This window comes from Treponema peruense (genome assembly GCF_016117655.1).
GTDB lineage: Bacteria > Spirochaetota > Spirochaetia > Treponematales > Treponemataceae > Treponema_D > Treponema_D peruense.
This window is the reverse complement of the sequence record NZ_CP064936.1, coordinates 1,122,532-1,139,911: the sequence shown is the minus strand read 5'-3', so window position 1 is coordinate 1,139,911 and position 17,380 is coordinate 1,122,532. Positions and strand designations below refer to the sequence as shown.

Below are 17,380 nucleotides of genomic sequence, written 5' to 3'. Positions count from 1 at the left end.
GATTTTTTTACACGTTTGTAAGAAGATGTCCCATTCTTTTGTTTTTTGTCTGAAGATAGAAAATATTCTGCATACACGGCTTAACCTGAACAGGAACCCGTTCCGTAACAGTCACTGTTCCGTAAGATTCTATTCCGCTCACTTTAAGCGGATTGTTTGTCATAAGGCGGATTTTTTTTACACCGAGGTCTTTAAGAATATGGGCTGCGGCATAATATTCGCGTGAATCTTCGGGAAAACCAAGCTTTGTATTTGCATCCACCGTGTCAAAACCTTCATCCTGCAGGGCATAGGCACGTATTTTGTTCAAAAGGCCAATTCCCCTTCCTTCCTGCCTCAAATAAATCAAAACCCCGCAGCCTGAATCTGCAATTTCTTTCATTGCAAGTTCAAGCTGTTCCCCGCAGTCGCATTTTAACGAAGAAAAGCAGTCCCCTGTAAGACATTCGCTGTGTATGCGGCAAAGCACTGATTTTTCCGAAGACAAATCCCCGTAAACGAGAGCCGCGTGTTCGGCATTGGTAACTGTATCTTTGTAGCCTGTAATTCTGAATGTTCCAAACTTTGTGGGAAGAGACGCCTGCGCTACTTTTTGTACAAGCATTTCCCGCGCTTTTCTGTAAAGGGACAAATCTTCTATGGTAACAAGTGTCATGTTCCACTTTGAAGCAAGACTCTCCAGTTCCGGGCGGCGCGCCATGGTTCCGTCAGAGGACATTATTTCACAGCAAAGTCCCGCGCCCGAAAGTCCTGCAAGTGTACAGAAGTCAACCGTTGCTTCTGTATGGCCGCGGCGTTCGAGTACACCGTTTTTTCTTGCAGTAAGCGGAAACATATGACCCGGTCTTCTGAAATCAGCGGCGCGGGTATTTTTATCTGCCAGAGCCATTGCTGTAACCGACCTGTCAAAGGCGCTTATTCCTGTTCCTGTAGAAACATGGTCTATGGAAACCGTAAATGCTGTTTCGTGATTGTCTGTATTGTCTGCAACCATCGGTGAAAGGCCCAGTTCCTTTGCCCTTGAAAGCGGAAGAGGCATGCATATAAGCCCGCGTGCATTCACCGCCATAAAGTTAACGTTCTGCGCAGTGGCAAATTCGGCGGCAACAATAAGGTCCCCTTCATTTTCGCGGCTGTCATCGTCGGTTACCATAATAATTTTGCCCTGCTTCAGATCTTCAAGGGCCTGTTCAACACGGTGGAACGCTTTTTCATAAATGCTGTTCATTTTATTTTAACTCCTGTATTTTCAAAGTTTGCGGATATTCAGTGATACGAAACAAAACTGTCCCTGAGACTTTCCATGACAGAAGAATTCTGCCCCGGAGAGAGTGAAACAAGTTTTTCTACATATTTGCCTATAATGTCACATTCTATGTTCACTATAGAACCCGGTTTTCTTTCGCAAAGGACGGTATTTGCCCAGGTATGCGGAATTACGGACACGGTCACCACACACGGTCCGGAATGTTCACTTACAGATGCAACTGTAAGGCTTGTTCCATCAATGCAGAGTGAACCTTTGTTTACAATATAGCGCGAAAGCTTATCCGGAACACAAACGGCAAACAAAACAGAGTTTCCGTCATTTTTTACAGAAACGACGCGTGCAGTTCCGTCTATGTGGCCCGTAACAATGTGCCCGCCGAATCTTCCCGAAGCACTCATGGCCCGCTCCAGATTTACGCGGCTTGTGGCTGCAAGAATGGAAAATGATGTTTTGGAAAAAGTTTCCGGTGTTACGTCGGCAAAGAAAGTTCCGCCCGACAATTCTGAAACTGTAAGGCATACACCGTTTACGGCAACACTTTCGCCAAGTGACAGACTGTCAAAAAAGCTGCATTTTATTCCGAGTGTAAAAAACCCGCTTCTGCGCTTTACACACGCTATTGTTCCCGTCGATTCTACTATTCCTGTGAACACTGCTCCTCCCCGTTACCCGTTACGCTGTAACTTAAAAGAACATCGCTGCCGAACACACGGACAGACGGCTTTGACAAACTTATGCTTTCTGAAACTTTACTGCAGCCGTCCCCTCCTACAGGCCCGTGCGCAAGGTGCCCGCCAAGAATTTTTGAACCAATAAAGCAGCAGACTTCATTTACAAGGCATCCGCATGGTGAAAAAAACAGCGAACCGCTTAAAGTACCGCCAGACTCTACAAGAATGCTGTCTATACCTTCTTTGCCCAGTTCACAAAGCAGTGACGGCATTGAAAGGTGGCCGCCGTATTCTTGTACACAAAGTATTTTTGCGCCCAGATCTTTTAAAACGGCCGCTTTATCTTGATTTTTTGAAAAACTGTGTTTGGAACAGGCAATAATTACAGGAACTTCCCGCGCAGTTTTCATAAGTGCGCAGTCAGGAGAAACAGAAAGATTTGTGTCGCATACAATTCTTACGGGATTATGCGGAATGAATTTCTCTGACGGTTCAAGACGGCATGTAAGAAGCGGATTGTCGGCTGCAACCGTTGCACTGCCTGTCATAACTGCAGCAACACCGGAACGCATTCTGTGCACATATTCCCTGGCACAAGGACCTGTTATCCACTTGCTGTCACCCGAATCTGCGCAGGTACGGCCGTCGGCAGAAACTGCATATTTTACAATTACATAAGGTGTTTTTTTTGTAATATAATGGAAGAAAATTTTATTTATTGAATCGCACTCATCACGAAGAAAATCTCTTTCTACAATAATTCCAGCTTTTTGAAGTTCAAGAAAACCTTTGCCGCTTACAAGAGGATTGGGATCACGGCTTCCAACAATAACGCGCTTTATTCCGGAAGCAATTATCGCCTGCGTACAGGGAGGCTGCTTTCCTGTATGACAGCAGGGTTCAAGCGTAACATACATGTCTGCGCCTTTAACATCGGTATTGGAATCCGCGGCATTTTTCAAAGCGTCACGTTCGGCATGAAGACCGCCGTATTCGTGATGGTAACCTCCGGCCAGAAATTCCCCGTTACGTGCAATAACGGCCCCGACCAGAGGATTGGGATGAACATGTCCCCCTCCAAGAAGAGCCAGCTGAATGGCTTTTCTCATGAGGAGAACATCTTTATTGTTTGATATAAAACTATTTTTCACACTTTAGTTTTATATCAAACTAAAATTATTGTCAAGCACTTTTGAATTCCAGTCCTTCACCGGAAGAAGTCCTATACGCTGTAATATCAGAACCTTCAGGGAATTTTCCTTCAAGAAGTTCCCTGGCAAGAGAATTCTCTACATAATTCTGAATGGCTCGCTTTACAGGTCTTGCACCAAAGGCAGGATCGAAGCCCTTTTCGGCAATAAAATCAACGGCAGAATCATCGAATTTGAGTGTAATCCTGCGTTCCGAAAGCCTTGAAGCAACCCTTTCGAGCTGGATGCGTACAATTCCGCGTATATTGTCCTGGCCCAACGAATTGAACATAACGGTTTCATCAATCCTGTTAAGGAATTCAGGGCGGAATGTCTGCTTCAAGAGGGCATCAAGTTTTACACCAAGAGCTTTCTTTTCTTCAGGTGTTTTTGCCTCAAGAATAAGATCAGATCCAAGGTTGCTTGTCATAATGATTATCGTGTTCTTGAAGTCGACCACGCGCCCCTGTCCGTCAGTGAGCCTTCCGTCATCAAGAACCTGCAGAAGTACATTGAATACATCAGGATGGGCCTTTTCTACCTCGTCCAAAAGAACAACGCTGTAAGGGCGCCTTCTTACGGCTTCGGTAAGCTGTCCGCCTTCATCGTAACCAACGTATCCCGGCGGTGCACCGATAAGGCGGCTCACACTGAATTTTTCCATGTACTCGCTCATATCAATTCGGGTAAGGGACTTTTCGTCGTTAAAAAGAAAATCGGCGAGAGTCTTGGCAAGTTCTGTCTTACCTACACCGGTCGGTCCTATAAACAGGAAACTTCCGAGCGGTCTGTTGGGGTCGCTGAGTCCTGCGCGGTTTCTTCTTATTGCATCTGCAACAGCCTTAACTGCTTCTTCCTGTCCTATGACGCGCCTGTGCAGGACTTCTTCGAGTTGAAGATACTTCTGCTTTTCGCTGGTCATCATCTTTGCAACAGGAATACCCGTCCACGAACTTATTACGCGGGCAATATCCTCTTCGGTAACTTCCTTTCTGAGCAGGCTCTTTCTTTCATCACTGATTGAGTCCTTTGCAGAAGATTCTGTCATCTTCTGTTCTTCCTGAAGTTTTTTCTCCAGAGCCGGAATTATAGAATACTTGAGCTCGGCAGCTTTTTCGAGATTGCCTTCCCTAGTGCATTTTTCTTCATCAAAGCGGGCTTTTTCTAGATCCTCTTTTACCTTGCGGCTTCCTTCAATAACCTGCTTTTCGTTCTGCCACTGGAGTTTCATTGCGTCGCGGCGTGTTTTGCATTCGGCAAGTTCCTTTTCGAGTTTTTCAAGTCTTTCCTTGCTGGCCTGGTCATCTTCCTTTGAAAGAGACTGCTTTTCTATGGCAAGCTGAAGAATTTTGCGCTCAATCTGGTCAAGTTCAACCGGCTGGCTTTCGATTTCCATCTTAAGGCGGCTGGCGGCTTCATCAACAAGGTCTATTGCCTTGTCTGGAAGGAACCTGTTTGTAATATACCTGTTGCTGAGCGTTGCTGCGGCTACAAGGGCTTCATCGTTTATCTTTACACCGTGATGAATCTCATACTTGTCACGCAAACCACGCAGAATGGCGATTGTATCTTCTACAGTCGGTTCCGAACAGTAAACCTGCTGAAATCTGCGTTCAAGAGCGGCGTCTTTTTCGATGTATTTGCGGTATTCGTTAAGGGTTGTTGCACCTATTACATGCAGTTCACCCCTTGCCAGAGCCGGCTTCAAAAGGTTTCCGGCATCCATGCTTCCTTCAGAGGCACCTGCACCAACAATAGTATGAAGCTCATCTATAAACAGAATAATCTGTCCTTCTGACTTTGCAACTTCATTTATAACGCCCTTGAGTCTTTCCTCAAATTCTCCGCGGAACTTGGCACCTGCAACAAGCTGTCCCAAATCAAGCGAAAGAAGGCGTTTGTTTTTTAGACTTTCAGGCACATCACCCGAAGCGATTCTTCTGGCAAGACCTTCTACAATGGCTGTTTTACCGACACCTGGCTCACCTATAAGAACAGGATTGTTTTTTGTGCGGCGGCTTATAACCTGCATAACACGTCTTATTTCTTCATCGCGTCCGATAACAGGATCTATTTTGTCCTGTCTTGCACGTGCAGTCAGATCAATACAGTATTTTTCAAGGGAGCGCATTTTGCTTTCGGGGTCCTGCGAGTCAATGGACTGGTTTCCCCTTACAGCTTTCAGTGACTCAAGAGCAGCCTGCCTTGTACAGCCAAGACGGCGCAAAAGATCACCCGTTTTGTCATCAAAAGCGGTCATTGCAAGGAAAATATGTTCTGTAGAAAGATACTGGTCCTTAAGGGCAGACATTTCGCCTTCTGCCTTTGCAAGAACTTTCTGTGCACCCGAAGAAAGGCTTACCTGTGTCTGTCCTGTAACGACAGGATAAGAATCCAAAAGTTTTTCAAGCGGTTCAAGTATAGCAGATACTTTTACACCAATCCGTTCCACAAGCGGAGGAATAATTCCGTCTTTCTGTGTAAGAAGAGCATAAAGAAGATGCTCTGTTCCTATTTCACCGTGGTCTTTTCTTGCGGCGATGGAACTTGCTTCCTGAATCGCGTCCTGGGTTTTTAGCGTCATTTGATCGTAATTCATTTTTCACCTCGTATTTTTAATTAAGGCCGTTTCCCAAAATCCATCCCAGGGGAACTTTATGCCTTCAATTTGAAAATACAAAACTAAATGAAAAAAATCAAATTTATTTAGGAAAACTCTGTAAACTTCGATTTAAGGAGGTTGTGTCTATGAAATAAAATCAATCAGAGCGGATATTCTTTGTTTCCGAATTCACACAGGCAGTCAAAAATTTCGGCATGTTCAAGAAGTTCAAGATTCTTTTTAACATACTTGTAAATGCGTATTTCACCGGTTCCCTTACCACCGCTCAAAATCTTCATTAAGGAACGGCCGCCTTCAGGACATTCAAAATCCCTTACCAGAAGCGAAGAAGAAAAACAGAATATATCTATATCCACAACATATTTTGTATTGTGGACACTCACGCTCCAGTGGAGTTTTCTGTCGGCAGAATCAGACGGAAGCTCTGTAAAGTCATACTCGACAGAATATTTTTTTCCCGAAGCAGCCCTGAATTCATAGTTGTGGTCTTCAATGGAAATGAGAGCATCTATTTTGCTACCAAAAATTCCCTGGAGTGCAAAGCATGAAGACAAAAGATTTTTACCGCTTATTCTGCTCAAAAGGTTTGAAGAACTCAAATGAAAATAAGGAACAGCAAAATCGCGTCCCCAGTTTTTGTCGCAAAAGCCGAACGATTTTCTTGGATTGACAATAAATTCTTCTTCATTCAGAACAATCGTGCCCGAAAAGTCCGTACGGCCTCCGTTAACAGACCAGCAGATATCTGAAGTTCTGTAGTCGGGGCGGAATGAAATAACCTTGTTGAATTTAAGATTCCACGACATGGAACCTGCATTTCCTAAAAGTTCCGGTTTTCTGACAAGTTCCTGTTCTGTTACAGAAACTTCTCCGCAAGAGCAGTCATCAGAAAGCATACAGACACGCTCAGACAAATCTTTTACGGAAAGAATATATTCTCCGGAACCAAAATCTATTGAAGAAAAGGGAAAATAAGAGTTGATCTGGACACATCTTCCCGAAAGACAGCCTGCCTTTATCATAAGAAAAGACGGGGAAACATATTTTTCCTGAGCAATATTTTCTGCAGATTCTGTTCCGGCAAGAGCATACTGAAGTTCCTCGGGCGAAGGTTCGCAACGGTTTTTAAATCCCATTACACATTCGTCCGGGGACAACAGCGGATTAACAATATAAAATTCAATAAAGAAAGTTTTTTCTTCACCTGTAACACAACTTATTGCATTTGTTACAAGTCTCCAACGATCAAACCCGTTTTTTCTAAGAGAGCCTCTTAGCATAAAGCGTTCGTTGCGGTTGATTTTCTTCATTACCATATGGTCCACCAAAAAAGTTACTGCTTTCTACAGTCTATTTTCGGCAACGTATGGTTCCTATTTGAACATTTTTTTCAGAGTTTCGTTAAATTCCTTTTTGTCTGCAGGGAAATTGGCATCCAGAAATTCAAAGCAATTCTGGGCATTTCTCTGAACATGTTCATACCAAATTGTATATAATTCCGGCTCAAAATTATTTCCGGGATACGGGGCACCCTGTACGTCCGAAACCAGCTGCCGCATAAGTTCTGCCAATTGCAATGTAGTTTTTTTATCCATGGAATCTTCCTTTCTTTGTATTCATATCAATTATAACGGTAATTTGATAATTTTACCACATTTTTTTAAAATTTTATCAGAAATCATCTCTTTTGCGCAAAAAACAACTCTTTTTCCTGCCTTAGGAGCCTGAGAATAACGTTTTGCCGCAGAACGCAGATCTTTGACAGTAGCAGACAGCAGCCTTGAAAGCCTTCTTTTGCGCTGGGCATTGGTAAGCCCGTAAAGTTCCCACATAAATGCCGTCTGTCCCCTTGCGGCCGGTGTGCGCGGTTCAATCTCGCCGGAATAAACACCGGTTACGGCCTTTTCAACTTCATCTTCTGTAAAAGTTCTGTCAGAAAGTTTTTCAAGACAGGAATCCAGCACCTTGAGCGAGTCAAACGGGGACGGGTCTCTGTAAGTGGTAAATCTTGTCATGGAACAGTCGCTGTTTGGGGAAAAATACACACCGTAAGCGCCGCCTGCAGTACGTATAGAATTCCAGAGTTCCGAAGTTTCAAGAAGATGCGAAAGTACTTCGTCTGACATGCAGTTTTTTGTGTCAAAGCTGGAACTTCTTACGGCACAGGACGCAAACCCTACCGTACCGGGAATGAGAATAACTTCGTCTGCTTCTTTTTTTTCTGAAGAAATGACGGTCTTTCCAGGAAGTTCTGTAAGTTCAAAGAATTCTTTTTCAGAAGATATTCGTTTTTCTACGGGAGCATGAAGGGACATTTTCTGAATAAAATCAAGTGAATACTTTTTTGCATTTTTCATTGACTTTGAATCAGCCGTAATGTGAAGGACTGCCCCGGCTTTTTTTATTTTGCTGAATGTACTTTTCAAAAGAGAAGAAAGTTTTTCAAGCGGCATTGACTTGTATTCGGCAAGGAAAAATACAGATGAAACACCTTCCCAAATTTCGTGGACTGCGCAGCTTCTGTTTACGGTACATATTGAACGCATTGAAGAAAAATAATGCGCCCCCGGAACAAGCGAAGAACAGGCATTATTGAAGTCGGCACGAAGAATATCAGAGAGACGGTCAAGATCAGAAAAGTCTGTATTCAAAAGACAATCAGAAAGCAGGGAAAAAGCTTCACCAGTATATTCCTGAAGGACCTTAAAATGGAATATAAGCCAGTCTCTTCCTACAACCAGCGGATTTTTTTGTACAGCGGCGGCGGAACAGGCAGAAACATTTGAAGTTCTCGGATAACAGCCGAATCCGCCGGTAATTCTTTGGATAAGTGACTGTGCAGCATCCCACTTCATGTTTTTCCAGCCCATTTCTGTAACGCAGGAGGCCAGAAGCGGAATAAGAGTGTATTCCTGTGGGGTAAGAACATCTGCAGGAAAAGCAACATCTGCATAGACAATTCCGTTTGTTGCTTCTGTACTTTCATAAAAAGGAATTGTACCTGCCGTTTTTTTTGCAATTTTTATTGTATCGTTGAATTCGCAGAGGTCAGAAACAGAAACCCTCGGAACTATATTTTCGTCTTCTGCCAGCGACTGGAACCTTTTCATTTTTGAAAGAGACTGTTCAACTTTTTTTCTTCCAAGCGCGGCAAACATTTTTTTGGAAAGTTTTTTTTCTTCACGCAAACGGCGGTTTGACCAGGAAGAAGACGGCTCTACGGTTACAAGAGAGCGGCGGGTGTTGTCCAAAAGATATTTTTTTACAAGCTGAGGAATATATTGCGGGTTGGAAATGATTTTTGAACGAAGTTTTTCGAACTGGCTTCTGAACAAAAGAGTTTCCCATGGTGTCTTTCCGTAACACCAACCCCTCAGACAGCGCCGCAGGATAACAAGTGAATAAGGTCCGTGGAATCTTCTGATTTCCCTGTTTGAAAAATCAAAGCCCATGCATGTTCTTTCAAGATCTTCCTTTTTTATTCCGTTGGAACATATTTCTGAAAGCGCTTTGTCTATTACGCTGTCCATTTTTTTTGCATCAGAAGTTTTTATTCCGCGCAGCCCTACACACATTGTAAAATAGCGTGTGTTTATTCCTTCACCGGACTGAGGCGCAATGTCTTCACCAAGGTTGCTGTCAAGAAGCGCTTTTGCCACAGGAGCACAGTCGTCACCCCACAAAAGTTCTCCCAAAAACATCAGCTCCATGGAAAGTTCCGAAACACATTCCTTTTGGGCACACTCTCCTATTCTCCAGACGGCAGAAGCAATGTTTTTTGAAGAATCGCCTTTTTCAGAAGAACCGTCATCTGCAGGACCAAAGTCGCGCACACGTCTTTTTATTCTGGCATCGAAATTTTCTTTTGGAAAACGAGCTGTGCGGCCTGCGTCTTTTATACGCGACAGGAAATTCTTTTCTACAAAATCCAGCTGATCTTCTGTAGGAATGTTTCCGTAAAGGAAAAGCAGGCAGTTTGCAGGACAATAATATTTCTTGTGAAATGCGCGCAATTTTGAAAGAGTAAGCGACGGAATCACAAGAGGGTCCCCGCCTGAATCAAAAGCATACTCTGTTCCGGCAAGGGCAGCCCTGTCTACGGCATCTCCGGCCACACTGTCAAAAGAAGAATAATTTCCCTTCATTTCGTTAAAAACTACACCCTGGATTTTGGGCGTGTTTCCTTCAAGTTCAAGCCGGTGACATTCCTGCATAAAAATTTCAGGCCGCAGGAGAGGAAAGAAAACCGCATCTCCGTAAACTGACATGAGATTAAAATAATCAGATCTGATAAGTGAACTTGCCGGAAAAACAGTTCTGTCTTGGGCGGTATATGCATTAAGATAAGTTGTAACGCTTTGGTTGGAAAGTCTTAAAAAAGGGTCTCGTACAGGATATCGCTCGGAACCGCACAAAACACAGTGTTCAAGAACATGGGCAATTCCCGTACTGTCAGAAACCGGTGTTCTGAAAGCAAAGGCAAATGTATTTTCTTCATCTGAATTGAGAAGATGAAAAACTTCGAGTCCTGTTCTTTCATGCTTAAGCCAAATTCCGGTAGAATCACAGTCTTCTACAGGAATAATCTCAAGTACTTTGAATCCTTTGTATATCTGATTTTTTTTCATACATAAACCTCATCTTCATCGCGGCCCGAAACCCTCAGGTCTCCGTTTTCCCATGCACGCCTGAGATAAGAAAAGAAAGCAGAAGTTATTGCTTCACTGTCACGGCGCAAAATTGTTCCGGCAAGCCTTTCTTCATCAAGAATAATTTCACCGCGAGTTTTGGAAACATTTTTAAGAATTTTGTTTCTGAAGTCATCACTTTTTGCGTGTATAAGAATTGCAATATCCTTGTCTTCCATTGAATGAAGCTTATTCTGAATAAACCTGTCGTCGCTTCCGATAACATCTTCTTCTGTAAAAAGCCGACGTCTCAAGTCAGCACCAAGTTCGGGATCCTGCTCGCTAAGTGTATTTATAATTCCCGACTCTGCAGAAGGACTCATTCTCTTTAAAATCTGGGCCAGAACTCCGCGTCCGTCAAGGTTGCGTGAATTTTCTGTATTCTGGGTAAGCATTTTTTCGTGAAGACTTTTGTTTATTTCTTCCAGAACTTCAGGAGCAACAGGCTTCATTTTTGCAAGACGCAGAATAATATCTTTCTTTTTCTGAACATCAAATGAATTTATTACAGCCGCAGCTTTCTTCGGTTCAATCTGTGAAAGAACAAGAGCCTGAACACCGACCGACTCGCCCGAAATCAAAAGCGCAATACGTTCGGGGTCTGCATCTTCAAGATAGACAAAGGGTTTTCCTTCGGGGAATTTTACGGAACGGCTCAGAAGATCTTCGGCTTTTTTTGTACCGTACGCTTTTGTAAGAATATTGCGGGCAGTTTCGATTCCACCTTCTTCGCGGGCTTTTTTTACAAGAGAATCAAATTCTTCCAAAATCTGAGTTGCTTCTTCGGGCTCTATTGAACGGATTGTAGCAATTTCAGGAATAATTTTTTCTGTCTGCTCTTCGGTAAGATGCGGAATAATTTTTGCAGCTTCATCTACACCAATTATTACAAGAAATTTTGCAACGCGTCGGTATATTCCGTCTTCTTCGCCGGCTGCACCGGGAACTTTTAAAAGCCCGCCTGATGTAAGTGCACTTGCAGCTTCACGTACATCATCGTCGGTGGCATTTTTTTTCTGGAACCACGCGCCTGTTTTTGCGGCAAGTTCAGCCTGCTTTATATTGTCTTTTTCAAGCTGGTCCTGTTTTGCCTGCTGCGAAATTTCTGAAAGTCGACTGTTAACACGGTCAAAAATGGGTTTATGTACAAGAGGCTCCCTTCCCTTTGGTGAAGAATGCCTTATTTCCCTTGAAACACTTTTCGGGTGCTCTGATTTTTTTTCATCTTTATCATCTGAAATTTTTGAAGCGTGAGCATACGCATTCAGCCGATAGTCGTTTAAATCCATGAGGCTCAGTTTAATTTATATAGAAGAGAATTACAAGTGCGAATAATTGTGTGCATGGGTTATGGCACCGGCAAGAGCATCGGCAGCGTGGTCGGGATGCGGCACTTCATTCAGATTAAGCAGTATCTGAACATAGCGGCCCACAACATCTTTATCTGACGAGGCAGATCCTGTAACTGTATTCTTGATTTGATTGGGAGTATACATAAAAACAGGAATTCCAAGTTTGGCAAGACACAGAGTTGCAACACCTTTTGCTTCGGCTACGGCAAGCGCACTGGAAGAATTCCGCGAAAAATACAAAGTTTCAAGTTCGGCTTCATCAGGGGCAAATTCTTTTACAACCGCTTCCAGCCTGTTGTAAATGGAAAGAAGTCTTATCTCATGGGAATCCTGCGCAGAAGTTTCAATCACCCCGTAACTCACAAGCTTTATTTTACCTGCACAGAAGTCAATTACGCCAAACCCCGTGTGGGCAAGACCAGGATCTATTCCCATTATCCGCTTAACTGTTCCCATATTCCACCAAATAAAAAAGGCGCCTTCGGTTAGGAAAGCGCCGTAAAATTCAACTTAAAAAACTCAGGCTACGCTGTCCGGGTCAAAGTCATCAGGATATTCTACTGTAGTGTAAACATTCTGAACGTCTTCATCTTCTTCGAGCTTGTTGATAAGTTTCTGAATCTTTTTTGCTGTATCTGCATCAACTGCAGTATAAACCTGCGGAACCATGGAAACTTCTGCAGAAAGAGACTCGAATCCCTTTCCCTGTAGAACTTCAAGAACAGAATCAAAAGAAGCAGGATCTGTAGTTACTGTTACAACTCCGTCTTCTGTTACGATGTCATCTGCACCGGCTTCAAGAGCAACTTCCATAATCTCGTCTTCGCTTACTTTTTCTGCATCGTACTCAATTACACCCTTGCGGTCAAACATGCGGCTTACAGAACCTGAAGTTCCGAGGTTTCCGCCGTTCTTTGTAAAGTAGTTGCGAACGTTGGCAGCTGCACGGTTCTTGTTGTCTGTAAGAACATCTACAAGAACGGCTATTCCACCAGGAGCATATCCTTCGTATACAAGTTCTTCATAAGATGTAGCACCAAGCTCACCTGTTCCCTTCTTGATTGCGCGCTCAATATTGTCCTTTGGCATTGAAGCTGCACGTGCCTTGAGAACGGCTGTGCGGAGACGCGGGTTGGAGTTAGGATCACCGCCTCCCATCTTTGCGGCAATAGAAATCTCCTTGATAAATTTCGTAAACAACTGTCCGCGCTTGGCATCTGCGATACCCTTTGCATGTTTGATGGTAGACCATTTACTATGTCCTGACATTGGAAACTCCTCTAATAAATACAGATTGTGACTAATACTATACCATATTATGGAAGATTAGGTCAATATGTAAACCCCGGAGTCTGTACACTGAGGAACAGGCAACGGAGTTTTTCTGACGTCACTATTGTTTGAGAGTACCGAACAGATTTTTTACAGAACCTGATGTTGCGCCCTTCAAAGCATCCCCGACTGCACTTTTGGCACTGTCCTGGATTCTTTTTTCGATTTCGGCACGTTTGGCATCGAGTTTTTTCTGAATATCTGACAGATTTGTATTCTGCAAGTCAATATCGCCCTTAATGCCCATAAATTCATTTGCCTTTGCAAGCGCTCCGCCAGAAGATTCTTTTATGGAAGCGTTTATCTTTGCAAGAGCCGCATTCTTTGCATCTGAACCAATTGAGCGGGCGGCAGTTTCAAGAGCCTTTGCAAACTGATCTGCAAAGTTTCCAGTAAGGGCTAGATTTACGCCCGCGGCTTCTGTGAAAGCGGCTGTATATCCTAAATCAAGGCGGCTTACAGAAGAAAGTGCCTGGTTATAATACTTTGTAACCGTTTCGCTGCTGAATCCGTCTGAAGTAAGTTTTACAGGGTTAACACCAACACGTCCCGAAGCCGCAAACGTGTCTTTTCCTGCCGAACCTTTAAGAGACACAGAAGCTGTTCCGCTTACAGAAGGAATTCCGCTTGAGACAGCAATTTTTGTTCCGTCTACTTCAAGAGGGAAACCTTTTCCGCTATATTCTACGGCAATCAAAGGCTCTTTGGAATATGAGCGTGCATCTACAACAAGATCTGCAGAATGTGTCACGCCTGAATAAACGAATTTTCCGTTGGCAGACGATGGTTTTCCCAAAAGGTCCTGGTCACTTGTAATGAAATTTGCTTCGGCAGAAAATCCTTCGCCTGAAACATAAGCGCGTTCAATAAGAAAAGCAGGACTCTGTGAACCGAACCAGAAAGTTGTTCCAGGAAGCCGGCGGTTGGACTCTTTTCTTTTTGCTTCCTTCTTTTTGTCAGAAGTTCCGGCTCTTCTTGCGGAATCGGACTTCATCTGCGAAACCATATCCACACCTTTTTTAAGATAAGGGTAGTATTTGCCCAAAACGCCGTATCCGATTGAATTCAGCGCTGAATTAAAGATGTTGCCTGCGTTTTTGAAGGCATCGGCAGCAGAAGAAAGTTTTTGTGCGGCAAAATCAGTATCGTGCTTTACTGCTTCCTGAACAGAGGCTGCCAGTGACTGAACTGTCTGCGAATCTGTTTTTATCTCTCCCGAAACCGATGTCATTGTTTTCTGAAGATTCCTGCCCTGGTTAATTGCAGAGTCAATCTTTGCAAGTGCATTTTTCAATGACTGAACATCTTTAATATTGGATACATTCAGGGACTGGAGTTCGCTTACACTTGAAGAAAATGAGTCAACCTGTGTTTTTATTTCTGCAGGTTTAGACTGCCACTTTGCAATCATTTCCTTACTTTGTGCAACAGCCTGTTCCGAAGCGGCCTGTGTTTTTAGCTGGGACTGAACGTTTGCAACAATGCTTTCAACATCTGTTCCGCCAAGCATGGAAGCCGTTTCTGACTTAAGGTTTTCTATTGCAGAATCTGACTTTGCTTTAAGGGATGTCATAAAGGCGCTGTCTTTTTGTTCTGCCTTCTGCTTCTTTTCTTTTTTTGCCTTTGCCGGAAGTTCGCAGCTTGATTTTCTTTCTGTACCGAACGCAATACCTGAAACTTCAAGATTCTGTGCATCGAATTTTCCGCGAAGAGCTCGGGTAAGACTAAAGGCAACCTCGATTTTCTGTGCTTCGAAAAGATTTTTCATCACATCGTCTTTGTTTCCTACGGCAAGATTTTCTACCGTAAGTGACGTGCCAAAAATTTCAAGATTAACTTTTCCTACATCTGTTTTTGCACCGAATGCACTTTCACATCCTGAACGGATTATTTTTGCCGCAATCGGATTTTTGAATGTTGTAACCACTATTCCGACTACTGCACAAAAAGCCACGACTGCAACCAGCGGAAGAAGCTTAAAGCGTCCTTTCTGGCCTTTGATTTCTTTTGCAAGGGTTTTGTACTTTAAAATCTCTTTTTTTGTAAAAGTTTTGTCGCGCGGAACGGCAAGAAGTTCAACTTTTTTTGGATTTGCTCCCTTAACAAAAAGTGAACTGACGTTTTCGCGGTCGGACTGGATATAGATTTTTTTAAGGATTTTTGAGTCAAACTTTTTCTGCGTAAATGACTTTTTAAAAAGCGAAGGCAGTTTTGAAAAAGGGAGTTTTTTTTCTGCCTTTTCTTTCTTCTGCTTTTTTTCTTTGGGTGCAGTTTTTTTTGCAACCGTCTTTTTTTCTGTTTTTTTGTCTGTCTTTTTTTCCATAAATTACTTCCCTGCCATTTCTGTAATTTTTGTAATGAGAGGAATCTGCTTGAGCATTTTGACAAGCTTGAGTTTTCTTACAGATTCAGCAAGATATTTACGCCACAGGTATATGAAAACGCGCGCCACTATATAGAAGGGAATGTAAGAAGCAAGTCCCACAACCAAAGCGCCCATAACAACTGTATTGTTGAATTTTGTAAACGCAACAAACGGAATTTCCAAAAGCGCAGCATAAAAGTTCTGGGCTCCTCCAAGTGTCAGTATCCAGTATCCGACAGAATCAAACACGGGATCCAAAAGAGCCGCCAGAAGTGACGCGGCAACTGTAACAAGTGAAAAAACCGAGCGTTGGATTCGCATGAAAAAAATGAAGATGAAAAGTACATACCAGAGCATGTTATCCTTCGGAAGAAATCCAAGCAGGATTCCGCAAGAAAACGCATGGGCCAAAGCACCGGGATCAGTGTTTGAGCTAAGCGCCTTGATTAATTTCATTAAAGGTTTCAGCATAATGGCAAAATTATAGCACCGCAAAATATAAAATTCTATACCCTGACTGCCAGAAACGCCTTTTGGTAAGTGCAGAATGTTCCTGAAAAAAAATTCCCTTAACGCAAAAAAAAATGCACAAACCGCACAAGCATTTTTAAGATTGAAAAAACGCTCTATTTGGAATATTATCTGCTCATGACAATAATTGCAGAAATAGGAACAGCCCACACAGGCTCAATTTCAAAGGCAAAAGAACTCATTAATGCTGCAAAGGAAGCAGGAGCCGATTGCGTAAAATTCCAGTGGGTGTACGCAGACGAAATTCTTCACCCGAAGACAGGATTTGTAAATCTTCCGGGCGGAAAAATCCCTCTTTTTGACAGATTCAGGGAACTTGAAGTAAACAAAGACTTTTTTGTTGAATGCCTGGAATATACACACGGAAAGGGACTTTTGTTTGCATGTTCCCCATTCGGAATAAAATCTCTTCACGAGCTGGCGGAAATAAATCCTGACGCAATAAAAATAGCAAGCCCCGAAGTAAACCATATTCCGCTGCTTAAAGAGTGTGCGCAATATTATGGAAGAATTCCGATTATTCTTTCAAGCGGGGTTTCTTCACTTGGCGACATCGAACGCGCTGTTTCTATTCTTAAATCAAATTCTTCAGATTCAGATGGAGACTCATTCAAAAAAAACAAAAACGGCCTTGCACCGCTGACACTTCTTCACTGCGAAACGTGCTATCCTGCCCCGGAAAGTGAATACAACGTAAAATGCGTTAAAACACTGGCAGAAATTTTCGGACTTCCAACCGGAATAAGCGACCACAGCATGGATCCTGTTTTGGTTCCGTCACTGGCAGCTGTTTTTGGGGCCACTGTTATAGAAAAACACATTACTTTAAGTAGAAATACAAGCGGGCTTGACGACCCTGTAGCCCTTGAACCAGAACAGTTTGCGCTTATGGCACACTGCGCAAGACAGGCAGAGGCAGTTCTTGAAAGATTCAGAAAAGAACGCAGTGCACAGCTTAACTGCATTTACAGAGGAATCCCTGAAGAAGCGGTTATGCAGGCGGTTTCACAACTTTCACAGCAGTTTGACAAAGACCTCGTTATAAAATGCATCGGAAGCGGAATAAAAAAACTTGCCTTAAGTGAAAAACAGAATTACGGCAGAACAAACCGTTCCCTTCATTACATGCACTCAATGAAAAAAGGCCGGAAAATTCTGGAAGGCGATATTGCAGTTCTAAGAACAGAAAAAATTCTTTCTCCCGGAATTCCGCCAGAATTTCTTTCTGTACTGGAAGGCGCTGTTCTTTCAAAAGATACAGAAGGCGGTGCCGGTGTTCAGTTTGAAGATTTCCTTTTAAAATAAAGAAGGCATTATGAAAGTCAACGCTGACTTTCATAATGCCTGTTTTGCTCTTA

Annotated in this window: 13 protein-coding genes; 1 reads left to right on the top strand and 12 read right to left on the bottom strand. The window is 43.1% G+C overall.

What is annotated here, in order from left to right:
• Nucleotides 1–7: 7 nt before the first annotated feature.
• The 12 genes from IWA51_RS05160 to IWA51_RS05105 form a co-directional block, all read right to left on the bottom strand.
• Nucleotides 8–1,228, bottom strand: coding sequence for a bifunctional 3,4-dihydroxy-2-butanone-4-phosphate synthase/GTP cyclohydrolase II (locus IWA51_RS05160; protein WP_198443473.1), 1,221 nt, complete (start codon nt 1,226–1,228; stop codon nt 8–10).
• Between the two features lie 38 nt (nt 1,229–1,266).
• A complete protein-coding gene (locus IWA51_RS05155; protein WP_198443472.1) occupies nt 1,267–1,923 on the bottom strand; it encodes a riboflavin synthase in 657 nt (218 codons plus the stop codon).
• Nucleotides 1,908–3,092 carry a bifunctional diaminohydroxyphosphoribosylaminopyrimidine deaminase/5-amino-6-(5-phosphoribosylamino)uracil reductase RibD gene (gene ribD, locus IWA51_RS05150; protein WP_329601793.1) on the bottom strand — a complete coding sequence of 395 codons (1,185 nt, stop codon included), beginning with the start codon at nt 3,090–3,092 and terminating at the stop codon, nt 1,908–1,910. Before ribD ends, IWA51_RS05155 begins: the two co-directional genes overlap by 16 nt.
• A 31-nt stretch (nt 3,093–3,123) precedes the next feature.
• A complete protein-coding gene (gene clpB, locus IWA51_RS05145) occupies nt 3,124–5,730 on the bottom strand; it encodes an ATP-dependent chaperone ClpB (protein ID WP_198443470.1) in 2,607 nt (868 codons plus the stop codon).
• 164 nt (nt 5,731–5,894) lie between these two features.
• Nucleotides 5,895–7,070: a hypothetical protein gene (locus tag IWA51_RS05140; protein WP_198443469.1), complete on the bottom strand. Its 1,176-nt coding sequence runs from the start codon at nt 7,068–7,070 to the stop codon at nt 5,895–5,897.
• A gap of 57 nt (nt 7,071–7,127) precedes the next feature.
• The gene (locus tag IWA51_RS05135) at nt 7,128–7,349 is read right to left on the bottom strand and encodes a hypothetical protein (RefSeq protein ID WP_198443468.1); all 222 of its coding nucleotides are present in this window, start codon (nt 7,347–7,349) and stop codon (nt 7,128–7,130) included.
• 30 nt (nt 7,350–7,379) lie between these two features.
• Nucleotides 7,380–10,382 (bottom strand): insulinase family protein, encoded by a 3,003-nt coding sequence (locus IWA51_RS05130; RefSeq protein ID WP_198443467.1) that lies wholly within the window; start codon nt 10,380–10,382, stop codon nt 7,380–7,382.
• The gene (locus tag IWA51_RS05125) at nt 10,379–11,731 is read right to left on the bottom strand and encodes a flagellar motor switch protein FliG (RefSeq protein ID WP_198443466.1); all 1,353 of its coding nucleotides are present in this window, start codon (nt 11,729–11,731) and stop codon (nt 10,379–10,381) included. Before IWA51_RS05125 ends, IWA51_RS05130 begins: the two co-directional genes overlap by 4 nt.
• 30 nt (nt 11,732–11,761) lie before the next feature.
• A complete protein-coding gene (gene ruvC / locus IWA51_RS05120; protein WP_177527476.1) occupies nt 11,762–12,250 on the bottom strand; it encodes a crossover junction endodeoxyribonuclease RuvC in 489 nt (162 codons plus the stop codon).
• Nucleotides 12,251–12,313: 63 nt separating this feature from the next.
• Entirely contained in the window at nt 12,314–13,063 is a 750-nt protein-coding gene (locus IWA51_RS05115) for a YebC/PmpR family DNA-binding transcriptional regulator (protein WP_177527475.1), read from the bottom strand.
• A 124-nt stretch (nt 13,064–13,187) separates the two neighbouring features.
• Nucleotides 13,188–15,449, bottom strand: coding sequence for a TIGR03545 family protein (locus tag IWA51_RS05110; protein ID WP_198443465.1), 2,262 nt, complete (start codon nt 15,447–15,449; stop codon nt 13,188–13,190).
• Between the two features lie 3 nt (nt 15,450–15,452).
• Nucleotides 15,453–15,962 carry a TIGR03546 family protein gene (locus IWA51_RS05105; protein ID WP_198443464.1) on the bottom strand — a complete coding sequence of 170 codons (510 nt, stop codon included), beginning with the start codon at nt 15,960–15,962 and terminating at the stop codon, nt 15,453–15,455.
• Between the two features lie 177 nt (nt 15,963–16,139).
• On the opposite strand from IWA51_RS05105, the gene IWA51_RS05100 reads away from it, so the two are divergent.
• On the top strand, nt 16,140–17,327 hold the full coding sequence (locus tag IWA51_RS05100) for an N-acetylneuraminate synthase family protein (protein WP_198443463.1): 1,188 nt from the start codon (nt 16,140–16,142) through the stop codon (nt 17,325–17,327).
• Nucleotides 17,328–17,380: the final 53 nt, after the last annotated feature.

Excerpts from the sequence above, each read along its gene's own strand:
- IWA51_RS05160 (WP_198443473.1), bottom strand. The coding sequence starts at position 1,228 with ATGAACAGCATTTATGAAAAAGCGTTCCACCGTGTTGAACAGGCCCTT.
- clpB (WP_198443470.1), bottom strand. The coding sequence starts at position 5,730 with ATGAATTACGATCAAATGACGCTAAAAACCCAGGACGCGATTCAGGAA.
- IWA51_RS05140 (WP_198443469.1), bottom strand. The coding sequence starts at position 7,070 with ATGGTAATGAAGAAAATCAACCGCAACGAACGCTTTATGCTAAGAGGC.
- IWA51_RS05135 (WP_198443468.1), bottom strand. The coding sequence starts at position 7,349 with ATGGATAAAAAAACTACATTGCAATTGGCAGAACTTATGCGGCAGCTG.
- IWA51_RS05130 (WP_198443467.1), bottom strand. The coding sequence starts at position 10,382 with ATGAAAAAAAATCAGATATACAAAGGATTCAAAGTACTTGAGATTATT.
- IWA51_RS05125 (WP_198443466.1), bottom strand. The coding sequence starts at position 11,731 with ATGGATTTAAACGACTATCGGCTGAATGCGTATGCTCACGCTTCAAAA.
- ruvC (WP_177527476.1), bottom strand. The coding sequence starts at position 12,250 with ATGGGAACAGTTAAGCGGATAATGGGAATAGATCCTGGTCTTGCCCAC.
- IWA51_RS05115 (WP_177527475.1), bottom strand. The coding sequence starts at position 13,063 with ATGTCAGGACATAGTAAATGGTCTACCATCAAACATGCAAAGGGTATC.
- IWA51_RS05110 (WP_198443465.1), bottom strand. The coding sequence starts at position 15,449 with ATGGAAAAAAAGACAGACAAAAAAACAGAAAAAAAGACGGTTGCAAAA.
- IWA51_RS05105 (WP_198443464.1), bottom strand. The coding sequence starts at position 15,962 with ATGCTGAAACCTTTAATGAAATTAATCAAGGCGCTTAGCTCAAACACT.
- IWA51_RS05100 (WP_198443463.1), top strand. The coding sequence starts at position 16,140 with ATGACAATAATTGCAGAAATAGGAACAGCCCACACAGGCTCAATTTCA.